This window comes from Geomicrobium halophilum (assembly GCF_014207655.1).
Classification (GTDB): domain Bacteria; phylum Bacillota; class Bacilli; order Bacillales; family Marinococcaceae; genus Geomicrobium; species Geomicrobium halophilum.
Genome location: NZ_JACHHJ010000001.1, coordinates 709,601 through 722,066, shown reverse-complemented (window position 1 = coordinate 722,066; position 12,466 = coordinate 709,601). Strand labels below are relative to the sequence as shown.

The following is a 12,466-nucleotide window of genomic DNA, read 5'->3' as shown; positions in this document are numbered from 1 at the left end:
GCTTACGCCTCCCCAGAAAAGTCAGGTTCAAGGTGTCTTGCGGTTACTACCTTTTTACGAGTATAAAACTCCACTCCGTCTTTCCCGTTGGCATGTAAAGAGCCGAAGAAAGAATTTTTCCAGCCGGAAAATGGAAAAATGGCCATCGGAGCAGGCACACCGAGATTGATACCTAACATGCCGGCATCAATATTTTCGCGGAAATAGCGAATGCTTGATGCACTGTCTGAGAATAAGCAGGCGCCATTAGCAAATTCTGACTGGTTGGCAACGCGGACGCCATCTTTTAAATCTTTTATTTTGATAATGGATAACACAGGCGCGAAGATTTCATCCTGCCAAAGGGTCATGTCTGTTTGCACATCTTCAAATATCGTCGGGCCAATAAAGTAGCCATCATCCGATGTCTTTTCGCGTCCGTCCAACAGCAGTTTAGCTCCTTCTTTTTCCCCTTTTTCAATGTATTGGATAGTCGTTTCTTTGTTCTGCTCCCGGATTACAGGCCCTAAAAATACGCCATCATCAAGACCGTTCCCCATTTTGATATTTTCTGTTTCCGTTTTTAACTTTTGAATAAACTCATCATAAATGCCCTCTTCAACGGTGATAACCGCTGCCGCCATGCACCTTTCACCGGCGGATCCAAACGCGGCGCCAATCACTTCTTTCACAGCCTGATCCACATTTGCATCATCGAGAATGACGGTGTGATTTTTTGCACCTGTTAGCGCCTGCACTCTTTTCAAGTTGTCTGTTCCTTTTTTGTAGACATGCTCCCCAACCGGTTTGGATCCAACAAAGGACACGGCTTTAATATGTTCATTTTCCAGAATACCGTTCACCACATCGTGAGCCCCATTCACAACATTGAACACGCCCTTGGGTAGTCCGGATGCTTCAAGCAGCTCCACTAGCTTTTCAACCAAAAGCGGGGTTTTTTCAGATGGTTTCAATACAAATGTATTTCCTGTAGCAATCGCCATCGGGAACATCCAACAAGGAACCATCATGGGGAAATTAAATGGCGTAATCCCCCCGACTACTCCAACAGGATAACGATAGTTGGTCCCTTCAATATCTGTCGCAATCGATGATAAGGAATCTCCCATCATTAAGCTCGGTGCACCGGTTGCAAATTCCACATTCTCAATGCCTCTTTGTACTTCTCCTAATGATTCTGTCAGGCTTTTTCCGTTTTCTTTCGTAATAATTTCTGCCAGTTCCTGCTTGTTTTCCATGAGCAGTTGCTGGAACTTAAATAAGATCCGCGCCCGCTTCGGAACAGCCGTGTTTTTCCATTCATCAGATGCATCCTGGGCTAGTTCAGCTGCCTGGTCCAACTCTTCTTTTGTAGAGAGCGGCACTTTTGCCATGACCTCTTTAGTCGCAGGATTATAAACGTTAATTGACTCTGTGCTTTTGCTTTCCACCCATTCGCCGTTCACATAATTTTTCAATGTTTTTATTTCAGACATCTTCATCCTCCTTCGCAACCGCTTACATGACATTGGATAATTCATGATTTAATTTTATATATTTACCATTATATAGTCAAGTATTAATTATATTTTGATTAACTTTTGGTTAATTAACTCAAAAAATTATGTGTTTAGCATGTGAATGTGGTAAAATATGTTCAAATCTGTTGGAATGATGTCACCCCGCACAGGGCATCAGGAGGTGATTGAATGAAAGTAAAAAGATTAAGCCAAATAGAAGAATATCTGGAGGAAAAACAAGAAGTATCTCTGGAAGAATTGAAAAATCATTTTAATGTTTCGATGAACACGATACGACGTGATATCAACGAACTGGCACAGTCGAATATTATTAATAAAGTATATGGAGGTGTAGTTTATAATAATAATAGCAGTTCCAATACGACAGCTTATGAGGAAAGAAACATCAGTCACTATGAGGAAAAAAAGAAAATAGGCCAGTATTGTAACCAGTATATTGAGCAACACGATATTGTGTATATTGATTCAGGGACGACTACTCATTTTGTGCTGGACTCTCTATCGCAGGAGATTGAATTTACATTAATCACCAACAGTTTAGAAGTGGTCAATAAGGCGGTTTCTTATCCCAACATTCATTTAATGATTATCGGGGAAACGTATAAGAGATCAACAAAGTCTTTTACGGAAATCACGGATGATGAAACCATCACGAAATTCAACATCAATAAAGCATTTATGTCCGCCACCGCTTTTTCTATTAATAATGGCGCTTCCAACTCCGACTTTTCGGAAAACCGAATCAAAAAAACTGTCCGCGAACGAGCGAACGAAGTATATTTATTAATCGACTCTTCCAAATTCGGCAAAAGCTCCTTGTTTACGTACTGTCACCTGAAAGATATTTCGGCCATTGTCACGGACAGCAGCGTCGATAACTCCTATGTAGACTACATTAAAAACGCAAACAAAACCATTGTCATAGCATAAGAAAAACAAGCAAGGTTTTTAAATGGGGGATTTGCATGAAACTGTAAACGAACAGAATATGGGCGTACACCACTGTCAAATCCACACTTCCAGTTTAGAAGCGTGGATTCATTATTGCACACGCTATTTAGAGTTCAAGTCTCGAACGGTGACGGCCGTTATAATCGTTAGCTGAAGCCAAAGTGTCCACCCTCAGGTTCAATCTGAGGACGAATCTAATTCCCTTTTATAGATTGTGTCACTTTGACTTCTCCTTGTTTTTGAGGTATATCCGAAAAAGTTTCTTTCCTCCATATATCTTCCAATTCTTCTAATGTTTTTCCTTTCGTTTCTGGAACTAGCTTCCAAACAAAGAAGATTGATAAAAGACTAAGTGATCCGTAAATTAAAAATGCCATGGGACCGAGTGCACTGTTTAATGGAGGGAACGTTGATGAAACCGTTAGGTTGGCTAACCAATGCAATGCTACCGTCACAGACATAGCCTGACCACGAATCTTATTTGGGAAGATTTCAGAAACAATAACCCATGTAACAACACCCCATGATAATTGGAAAAAAGCTACAAATGCTATAATAAATATGAGTGTAGAAATTCCAAAAATACCTACAAACCGATTGATAGCCAAGCATCATAACGTGCTTTCCATGATATTCTTTTGTCCATATTTAGGCTAGAAGCCATATAAAAGGAAACGAAGTATACCCTTTATTGTAGACACTGTCTTGTAGAATTAATTTTACAAGACAGTGTCACGAAGCTGTATGTTTGTTATAAGTAAAAAATTCTTCTATTTCTTCAAGGGATTTCCCTTTTGTTTCGGGTACCACTTTCCAAACAAACAACATCGCTATAACAGTTATGATACCATAAATTGCAAATGTCGCTCCTCCCATTATGTCATTCAATAGAGGGAATGTTGATGATACTATTAAGTTAGCAACCCATAAGCACATTACAGCAATAGACATTGCTTGTCCTCGAATCTTATTCGGAAATATTTCAGAAAGCAACACCCATGCCAACGCTCCCCAAGACATCTGAAAAAATGCCACATATAGTAAAATAAATATCAACGTACTTACTCCAAATATGTCAAAAAGTGATAATACAGCCACTCCAAATAAACTTATGGAACAAACAATAGAACCAACTATTAATAATGGCTTTCTTCCCCAGTTATCAACATATTTTATAGCTATTGCAACAAATATTACATTGATGATCCCTACTATAACAGTTTGAAACATCGAAGCCACTTGACCTGCTCCCATCTCTGCAAAAATTCGTGGAGCATAATACATAATGACATTAATTCCAATCAATTGTTGGAATATGGCAATAAGAACCCCTGTAAATAAAACGAGCTTTCCATAAGAAAACAACTTAACTTTCTCCGTGTGTGTTTTTAATGTATAGTTGATCTCTGCTAAAATTTCTGTTGCTCGTTGTTTTGACCCATTGACCCGTTCTAAGATGCTAAATGCCTCAGTCTCTCTATTTTTTAAAGCAAGGTAACGAGGAGTCTCCGGCACAAAAAATAGTAGTAGAAAGAACATTGCTGCAGGAATCATTTCAGACGCAAGCATATATCTCCAACCAACATTATCAACCCAAGTCGAGGTTTGCCCGGATACAATCAACCAATTAACCACAAATACAACCGATTGACCAATAACAACTGCGAGATTATATAAAGCAACTAGTTTACCTCTACTATTTTGAGGTGCCATTTCACTAATGTACATAGGTGCAATAGCTGAGGCAAAACCAACACCAACCCCACCAATTATTCTATAAAAATTAAACATTATTAATAAACTTAAAGTTGGGTTATCTCTCTCAAAGAAGATCATTTCTGGATAAGCTGAGCCTAATGCAGAAATAAAAAATAGAAAAGCAGCTATCACCAAAGTATTTTTTCTTCCAATTCTATTAGATAAATATCCTGAAATGAGAGCGCCAAAAATGCATCCGGCCAAAGCACTGGATACCGTTACTCCATGAACAAAAGATCCTAACCCTAAACTATCTACTAAATATCTTTGCACTGATTGTTCAGCTCCGGATATTACCGCTGTATCATATCCAAAAAGTAGGCCACCTAATGATGCAATTAATACGACAGAGATCGTATAAGAGCCAATATTACTTTTCATTACTTATTCACTCCTAAGTTGGAAGCCATTGATATAAACCGTCGCCCGTTCGACTTACCAGCAACCACGGTATAGTCTCTATTCCTTCAAAATAACTCTCCACTTTCTTCCGAGATGCTTTAGCCTGCACAGCCGTTTTATAAGTTTTAATTTTTTCATGAAGTACTTCAAGGAATTTTCGGTAATTTTTATCGTTTAACGGAGCTTTTACTGGATCAAGCACTTCATTTTGAAAGTGCTTGATCCTTCCTAATTGGCAATATCTAGTATAAAAATATATGATTAAGCGCTTAACCATTTCTTTGGACTCTCATTTTATTTTTTTACATTTTCATAAGCGTTATTCAGCAACTCATCAACACACTTCTTCGCTTTAAAAGCATATTCATATGGTGGATAAACATCTGGATCTTGTTCTGCTTCAACAACGATCCAACCTTTATATTCATGTTGGATAAGTCGATCAATGATAGGCTTGAAATTAATACATCCATCATCTCCCGGAACTGTAAAAACACCGCTTAAGACTTGCTGGCGGAAGTTTTCACCTTTTTTAAAGCTTTGTTCTAATCGTTCCTTTCGGACATCTTTTAAATGAACATATTTTATGCGATGGATGTATGTTTCAAGCTCTTGATAAGGATCCCCTCCGCCGTAATAGATATGACCTGTATCATAGAGTAGGGAAACATAATTCGGGTTTGTTCGCTTCGTTAATTCTGCTAGTTCAGCAGGTTTTTCTATTACCGTTCCCGCATGTTGATGATAAACAAGTTCCATCCCATAAGTTTGGCTCATTTCACCGGCCCGATTCAATCCATCGGTCAGAGACTGCCATCTTTCTTCATTCAGCATACGAATCTTTAAATCATCCTTACCTTCCCCAATGTCCCAATGCATAGAGCCACCCATCTCACATACAATGACTTCCTTTACTCCTAGCGGCTGTAGAAGTTCCAGCCATTTACGGAACGACTCAAGTTCATTTTCCAATTCTTCAGGATACGAGAAGTACGTGATAATGAACTTACTCGCCATTACAATTCCGTATTTATTCAACGTAGTTTCTAAAAGTGAACGATCAGTAGGAAATTTTCTCCCCATTTCAGTTCCTGAATACCCTATCTTTGAAAGATCAGAAAAAATAGCATCAATGGTAAAATGATCTCCTAGTTCAGGAATGTCATCATTTGTCCAACTAATTGGTGCAATTCCGAGTTTTATTTCATTATGTGTCATAATACCCCTCCTCAATTCATTTTCCTTTTCTTATACAGTTGTTTTTTTAAAATATACAGGTCTTCTACTATGCAATGACTCCGTTGCTGCCAAAGCAATTTCTAAATTAATCGTAGCGTCTACATCATTGACGATAGGCTTCGTTTTGTTTTGAACACATTCTACAAAGTGTTGCAGTTCAAGGCAGTATGCATCATGAAATCGTGTTTGAAAGTCCGGAATAATCTCATAGGTGCTGCCAGCCGCAGTCTGTACGGTTACATCTTGATTACGAAGTGTCCCCACAAAAATACTTCCTTTTGTTCCAATAATCTCAGCCCTAATGTCGTGACCGTAAGGGGAGATTCGACTTGCTTCAACATCTCCAGCTGCACCTGATTCAAACTCTATATAAGATAGCGCTTGATCTATATCATTGCATTCTTTCATAAATTCATATTTTAAAATACGCCCATGGCCACTTACTGACGTGATTTCTGATCCCATTAAGTACCTGGCAATGTCATAATCATGGATCGAACAATCTACAAACAAACCACCACTGTGCCTAATAAAATCAGCAGGGGGGGAACCTTGATCACGGGTAAAGCCTTTAAAATAAATTGGATCACCAATTTCACCGGAATCAATGCGTTTCTTAGCATCTGCATATGCTGGATCAAAGCGTCGCATAAATCCTACTTGGCAAATCACCCCTGTCTCTTCAATGACCTTTGAGACAGCTTTTGATTCTTCTACATTTAATGTTAAAGGCTTTTCTACAAAAATTTGTTTACCATGCTCCGCAGCTAGTGTGATCATTTTAGCGTGTGTACTAGTCGGAGTTACAATGATAACAGCATCTATATCTGGGTCCTTCATTACTTCCGAAGGAGAATCTGAATATTTTTCAACTCCCAAATCACTTGCCACTTGTTCTGCTCTACCAGGCATGGGATCAACAACAATGGTAAGCGAAGCACTTGTGACTGCTGTTATCATATTTTTGGCATGATAATAACCAAGACGACCGAGGCCTAGTACTGCACACCGCACTTGTTGAGTCATTTAAACATCACCTTTCATTTTTTATTTTAAATCGATTGCAAAATATCTGTAAAATTGGACCATGTCCTGGTCTCAATTGACCTTTCTACCGCTTCTAAAACGGCCTGATTCTTAACACCGTCCTCAAAATCGGGAGATGGATTGTTCTTTGTTTCGAATGCTCTTACAAATTCATCTAATAAATGGATAAAGGTGTGTTCATAGCCGAGGATATGGCCTGCTCCCCAATAAGCAGATGCATATGGATGCTCCATTTCTGTACAATTTATTGTTCGGAAACCCTGGAGACCTGGTTCATCTTCTTCGAGGTACACCTGTAAATTATTTAAATTTTCCATATCCCATCGAATCGAACCGTTCTCCCCGTTAATTTCAAAACGATTCCCCGCTCGATTTCCCCTGGCAAAGCGACTCACCTCAAAATTCCCCATGGCACCGTTTTCAAAACGAGCCAAAAAGGCAGCTGCATCATCCACTGTCACATCTCCGTATTCTTTTGTTTGTGAACGTTCAGGTTGAAGCATAGCGCCCATTCCTCCAAGAGGACGTCTTTTGATAAATGTCTCAGTCATTCCAATGACTTCCTCAAATTCTCCAACCAAGAATCGGGCTAAATCTAAAATATGAGAACCTAAATCACCCAGTGTGCCTGAACCTGAAGCATTTTGTTGTAAGCGCCAAACAAGTGGAAACTCGGGATCCATTAACCAATCTTGTATGAATGTCGCTCGCATATGATAAATTTTTCCTAACCGATTCTCTGAAATCAATTTCTTCGCAAACTGAACCGCTGGCGAAAAACGATAATTATGACAAATCATATGCATGACCTCATAATTTTCTACAGCAGTTAGCATACGTTTCGATTGTTGAAGGGTTAATGACAGCGGTTTTTCACAAATAACATGTTTCCCGGCTTCTGCAGCTGCTATGGCTATTTCTTCATGGGTGTCATTTGGAGTTACAATATCAATAATATCGATATCATCTCTTTCAATCAGCTTTCGCCAATCGGTTTCATAAGAGTTCCATCCAAGTTTCCTTGCAGCTTCGGCTGTTTTTGCTTCATCTCTTCCAACAATAGCTTCGGTAACTAGACTTATATCGTGATCAAAGAAAAAGGGAAGAGCTCGATACGCATTGCTATGCGCTCGTCCCATCATCTTATAGCCAACCATTCCAACCCGTAGTTGTTTTTTCATTGTATCTTCTCCTTCAATAGATGAGAAAATGAGTAAGGGCTTACCCTTTGAGTAGTATTGTACTTGTATAGAATTTGTAATGAAAGTGCTTATTGTTCGACCTTATTTTTTAAAAGACCTTCTCTATAGCGTGCTTTACGTACCGATAAGAATCATTTGCTAAATGCTGCTTTCCCATTTCCCAGTAATCAGGTCTAAATAACTCCAAGCTTACCATATGATCATATCCAATTTCTTTTAAAGCTTTGCAAATATCGGTTAAGGGAATAACACCTAGACCTGGAAATATGCGGTGCGCTTCAGTACGTTCTTCTTTACTTACATCTTCCGCATCGTTGATATGAAAAATGAAAAGTTTGTTTTTGTCCACTTTTTCAATTGATTTCAAACTCGAACCGCCATTATAAAAGTGGTAAGTATCAATCACCAGACCAATGTTTTCACGGTTAACTTCTTGAACAATCTGATTGGCTACTGATAGTGTTCGGACTGAGAATTCTTTAAACCCTATAAATTCAAAAGCCAAATTGACGTGAAACCGATTTGCAATATCAGCCATTTCTTCTAACATCTGTACAGTGTCTGCAAAAATTTCTTCTTCTCCTGCACCATTTTGATTCTGACTTGGCACAGCAATAACGTACGGACAATTAATGGCGTTTGCCACATAACACCAATATTCCGTCTCTTTTAGGATATTTTCTTTGCCCTTTCTGGTTTTCAGATTAAAAAATTCAATAGCATTAATGGCATAAGGCTCTATATTTGTCCGACTGAAGAGATTATTCAGTTCTTTAAGAGAATGCTTTTCGAGATACGTACTAATTTTGTATGTCCGAAGCTCTAATACATCAAACCCTGCCTGATCTGCAACGGCGATATCTTCTTCCAGCGTACACTGATCAGTTGTTGATCCATTAAGACCTAATTTCATTATTGATAGCTCCTTATCTACTTAAAAAATTGATGAAGCTTATGCAAAGTTTCTTCCGCATACGTATAGATCCACTCCATACTCTCCTCTGTTTTATTTGCTTCGAACGGATCAGGTCCAGGGGCTAAGCACTCTACGGTAATCGTCCCATTATAACCGGATTGTTTAATACCTTCTGCCACTTCATCAAATGGTAAACGGCCTCGTCCCAATCCTCTTCGATTCGTATCAGCCACATGAATGTGACCTAAAGCCTCGCCTAATTCCACAAAGGGGGTGGTTAGGTTTGTTTCTTCAATATTCATGTGGAAAGTATCGAGCATTGTTTTCACATTTGGCGCAGCAACTTCCTCTACAAAAGCCTTGGCCTGTTTGGCGTTATTTAATATACAGCTTTCGTATCGATTTAAAGGCTCTATAATCAAATCGACTCCTTTTGTTTGAGCGAAGGGGGCCAATTCTTGAATGGATTCGATTGCCCATACCCAATCTTCTTCCCCATTACCCAATGGTACTGCTTTTCCTGGAGCCGAGGGAGAAACCACAATGTATTCAGCCTGAACAATTTCAGCTGCTTCCACCTGTTTTTTGAAATATTCAACTGCCAGTCTCCTCTTCTTTGGATCAGAATGAGCCATATCCGTTTCTTCCTGTAGCCACTCGGCATCACCGCTTAACCCTCTTATATCAATGTTTTCGTCCTTGGCTTTTTCCCTTAAATAATTCCAATCGTAGGCATCTACAGCCGCGTGAACTTCAATTTCATCATAACCTACCTTGGACGCAAACTTGATGATGTCCTCAATGGGTTTCTCCCCAAATGTCCAACTACAAATTGAAAATTTCACGTGGAAACACTCCTTTTTAAGAGTAATCGCTTACCCTATAGATAAATGATTAGGTATTTTTAATGTTTAATGCATTAGAAAAATTGATTTCTTTTCCGATTTTAGCACTTTCATAAATACTGGTTATTAAGTGGGTTAAGCGATACGCTTCTTCCGCTGACACAGGAGGGTTTGTACCATTAACGAGCGCGTCTATAAAAAGTTCATCTTCTTCTACATAGCCGCCCTTTTTATTAAAAGGTACTTGTGTGTAATTCTCTAGTTCAATATGCTTTTCTAATCCAGGCGAAAATTTAATGGTATCCAGCTCTTCTGTTACAGCCGTGGAGTACTTACCATATACTTCAACCGATTCAAATGGAAAACACCAACCGGAATGAGCAGAGGAAACAAATGTCGCAATCATTCCAGACTCAAATGTAAAAAGAATGGCAAAATCATCAAATTCTATTTCTGAAATATTTTGGCGCGCTTCACACTTGAGCGTCTTGATAGGACCAAAGAAATACGTTAATAAATCTAACTGATGGATTGTCGTTTCGTATAGAAAACCGCCCGTTTTTGTAGGATCCGCCGTCCATGATGGGTGAAGTAACTCTCCACGGTTTAATTTAACATGAGCCATATACGGTTCCATCCGACCCTCATCAATCAAGGACTTAATTTTTTTGTGTGTATACGCAAACCGCCGGTTCATCCCCAAATTATAAGTCGCTTTTGAATTTCTGGTCGCCTCGAGAATTTGTTCAGCTTCCTCTAGGTAAGTCGCCATAGGTTTTTCACTAAACACATTTACATTATGACCTAAACATTTAAGTACAGGCTCAGCATGCATTGTGTTTGGCGTCGTGACGTATACAGTATCGACCCCAAGCTTTAATAGTTCTTCTAAACTACTCACTACTTTCACATTCTTATTAATTGACTTAGCTAATGCTTCAGCTTTTTCAGTAAAAATGTCTGCAATCCCAATAATTTCTACTCGTTTGTCTTGATTTAAAATTTCTAAATGAAGTGAAGCAGCAAACCCTGCCCCTAGAATTCCAACATGAACCTTAGACAAAGGAAACCCCCCAAAATATATATTTGAGTAAGCGCTTACTTAACTTTATTTTACATATTTTCTTTAAAAAATCAACCGTAAAACAGTAATAATATTGAGACTGAAAACAGTGCAAAGCTATCATGAACTACTTTGTACTCAGACTTGTGCTTCTGGTTTTACTGTTGATTGTCTTATAATTAATTCTGGCGATAGTATTATTTTACTTTTAGAAGTTTTCTTTCCTTCAATGGCTTCAACTAACATTCTAACGATTTGTTTTCCCATATCAGCTTTGGGCTGGGAGATGGTCGTTAATGGAGGGTCTGTGACCTCTGCCAACACTGTATTATCAAAGCCAACCACCGATAAATCCTCAGGCACTTTAACTCCCCGCTTCCTAGCTGCTTGGATGGTTGCACACGCGAAAACATCATTCACAGCAAAAATAGCAGTTGGTAAATGGGTCTCTAAATATTGGCCAATATCTTCTTTAGCTCCTTCAATAGAAAAATGGCTTTTTATTATTTGAGATTCATGAAACTCTACGCCATTATGTTCTAATGATTGTCTAGCCCCCTTTATACGATCTCGAAATGATGTCATGGTTTGACTACCTGTTACAAAAACAATATCCTTATGGCCTAATTCAAGTAAATGATTTGTAGCAATATAACCACCCATGCTATCATCAATAGTTACTACATCCATTGGAAATGGCATACGATCATGGGTAAGCATAGCTAAAGGAACATTATCGTCCACAATTTCTTGTAATCGCTCTAAGCTTTCGTCACTATCAACACTAGTTGCCATAATTAGTCCGTCTACACTTTTTTGCTTTAAGAGTGAAAAATAATTGGCTTCCTTTTCCGGGTGATAATCCGTACTTCCAATAATAACTGTATACCCTTGTTCTTCGGCAAAAAGCTGAATGAATTTCACTATTTCGCCAAAGAAGGGGTTGGAAACGTCAGGAACAATAACACCAATGGAATTAGTTTTCTTACCGGTGAGTGCTGAAGCATGCATATTCGGAAGATAATCAAATTCCTCCATGATCCTAAGTATTCGTTTCCTGGTCTCGTCACTCATTCGTCCAGTATTATTGATCACTCGTGAAACAGTAGCAATTGAAACACCAGCATGCTTTGCTATATCATAAATTGTTTTTTTCATCCGGTTCACCTGTCTTCATCATGAATTCACTTTAGGATATCATATTCATGCAACACGTTCATATTTATACAAACCTATCAGAACTGCTAATAGCTTGTTTACACCAACGAACTTATATTTTATAAAGTTTTGTCACCATCGACTACATATAACAAGAAAACAAAGATTCTCTCCCATAAAATTAGCCCTCCGTCACAAGATAATACTTTCCCGTCCCTCCTCAATTATCGGAAATCCATCAGCCTGTACGCACGAAAACCTACTATGGAGCGAAGAATTATCCAAATGTTGCCTAGACTCGAAACGATGCTCGCCACATGTTAGCCAATCGCGGGGAGCATTTTCGGCCCTACGGCGGCGTCTGT

The 12,466-nt window shown here is 38.8% G+C and carries 12 protein-coding genes; 1 reads left to right on the top strand and 11 read right to left on the bottom strand.

What is annotated here, in order from left to right; translation table 11 throughout:
- Positions 1-2 precede the first annotated feature (2 nt).
- Positions 3-1,475: a CoA-acylating methylmalonate-semialdehyde dehydrogenase gene (locus HNR44_RS03525; RefSeq protein ID WP_184402715.1), complete on the bottom strand. Its 1,473-nt coding sequence runs from the start codon at positions 1,473-1,475 to the stop codon at positions 3-5.
- A gap of 213 nt (positions 1,476-1,688) precedes the next feature.
- Here HNR44_RS03525 and HNR44_RS03520 point away from each other — a divergent pair, with 213 nt between their 5' ends.
- Positions 1,689-2,450, top strand: coding sequence for a DeoR/GlpR family DNA-binding transcription regulator (locus tag HNR44_RS03520; protein WP_184402714.1), 762 nt, complete (start codon positions 1,689-1,691; stop codon positions 2,448-2,450).
- A gap of 215 nt (positions 2,451-2,665) precedes the next feature.
- Here HNR44_RS03520 and HNR44_RS03515 read toward each other — a convergent pair whose 3' ends face one another.
- The 10 genes from HNR44_RS03515 to HNR44_RS03470 all read right to left on the bottom strand — a co-directional run bounded on the left by HNR44_RS03515 (position 2,666) and on the right by HNR44_RS03470 (position 12,101).
- Positions 2,666-3,079, bottom strand: a complete 414-nt coding sequence (locus HNR44_RS03515) for an MFS transporter (protein ID WP_184402713.1) — start codon at positions 3,077-3,079, stop codon at positions 2,666-2,668.
- A 124-nt stretch (positions 3,080-3,203) separates the two neighbouring features.
- Positions 3,204-4,610 (bottom strand): sugar porter family MFS transporter, encoded by a 1,407-nt coding sequence (locus tag HNR44_RS03510; protein ID WP_184402712.1) that lies wholly within the window; start codon positions 4,608-4,610, stop codon positions 3,204-3,206.
- Between the two features lie 13 nt (positions 4,611-4,623).
- Positions 4,624-4,908: a hypothetical protein gene (locus HNR44_RS03505; protein WP_184402711.1), complete on the bottom strand. Its 285-nt coding sequence runs from the start codon at positions 4,906-4,908 to the stop codon at positions 4,624-4,626.
- 17 nt (positions 4,909-4,925) lie between these two features.
- Positions 4,926-5,849, bottom strand: coding sequence for a myo-inosose-2 dehydratase (gene iolE, locus HNR44_RS03500; protein WP_184402710.1), 924 nt, complete (start codon positions 5,847-5,849; stop codon positions 4,926-4,928).
- Positions 5,850-5,879: 30 nt separating this feature from the next.
- Positions 5,880-6,896, bottom strand: a complete 1,017-nt coding sequence (gene iolX / locus HNR44_RS03495; protein ID WP_184402709.1) for a scyllo-inositol 2-dehydrogenase — start codon at positions 6,894-6,896, stop codon at positions 5,880-5,882.
- Positions 6,897-6,922: 26 nt separating this feature from the next.
- Positions 6,923-8,098: a Gfo/Idh/MocA family protein gene (locus tag HNR44_RS03490; protein ID WP_246406965.1), complete on the bottom strand. Its 1,176-nt coding sequence runs from the start codon at positions 8,096-8,098 to the stop codon at positions 6,923-6,925.
- Positions 8,099-8,207: 109 nt separating this feature from the next.
- Entirely contained in the window at positions 8,208-9,032 is an 825-nt protein-coding gene (locus HNR44_RS03485) for a sugar phosphate isomerase/epimerase family protein (protein ID WP_184402708.1), read from the bottom strand.
- 17 nt (positions 9,033-9,049) lie between these two features.
- Positions 9,050-9,880 carry a TIM barrel protein gene (locus HNR44_RS03480; RefSeq protein ID WP_184402707.1) on the bottom strand — a complete coding sequence of 277 codons (831 nt, stop codon included), beginning with the start codon at positions 9,878-9,880 and terminating at the stop codon, positions 9,050-9,052.
- Between the two features lie 49 nt (positions 9,881-9,929).
- Positions 9,930-10,943 (bottom strand): Gfo/Idh/MocA family protein, encoded by a 1,014-nt coding sequence (locus tag HNR44_RS03475; RefSeq protein ID WP_184402706.1) that lies wholly within the window; start codon positions 10,941-10,943, stop codon positions 9,930-9,932.
- Between the two features lie 138 nt (positions 10,944-11,081).
- The gene (locus tag HNR44_RS03470; RefSeq protein WP_184402705.1) at positions 11,082-12,101 is read right to left on the bottom strand and encodes a LacI family DNA-binding transcriptional regulator; all 1,020 of its coding nucleotides are present in this window, start codon (positions 12,099-12,101) and stop codon (positions 11,082-11,084) included.
- Positions 12,102-12,466 lie beyond the last annotated feature (365 nt).

Excerpts from the sequence above, each read along its gene's own strand:
- HNR44_RS03525 (WP_184402715.1), bottom strand. The coding sequence starts at position 1,475 with ATGTCTGAAATAAAAACATTGAAAAATTATGTGAACGGCGAATGGGTG.
- HNR44_RS03520 (WP_184402714.1), top strand. The coding sequence starts at position 1,689 with ATGAAAGTAAAAAGATTAAGCCAAATAGAAGAATATCTGGAGGAAAAA.
- HNR44_RS03510 (WP_184402712.1), bottom strand. The coding sequence starts at position 4,610 with ATGAAAAGTAATATTGGCTCTTATACGATCTCTGTCGTATTAATTGCA.
- HNR44_RS03505 (WP_184402711.1), bottom strand. The coding sequence starts at position 4,908 with ATGGTTAAGCGCTTAATCATATATTTTTATACTAGATATTGCCAATTA.
- iolE (WP_184402710.1), bottom strand. The coding sequence starts at position 5,849 with ATGACACATAATGAAATAAAACTCGGAATTGCACCAATTAGTTGGACA.
- iolX (WP_184402709.1), bottom strand. The coding sequence starts at position 6,896 with ATGACTCAACAAGTGCGGTGTGCAGTACTAGGCCTCGGTCGTCTTGGT.
- HNR44_RS03490 (WP_246406965.1), bottom strand. The coding sequence starts at position 8,098 with ATGAAAAAACAACTACGGGTTGGAATGGTTGGCTATAAGATGATGGGA.
- HNR44_RS03485 (WP_184402708.1), bottom strand. The coding sequence starts at position 9,032 with ATGAAATTAGGTCTTAATGGATCAACAACTGATCAGTGTACGCTGGAA.
- HNR44_RS03470 (WP_184402705.1), bottom strand. The coding sequence starts at position 12,101 with ATGAAAAAAACAATTTATGATATAGCAAAGCATGCTGGTGTTTCAATT.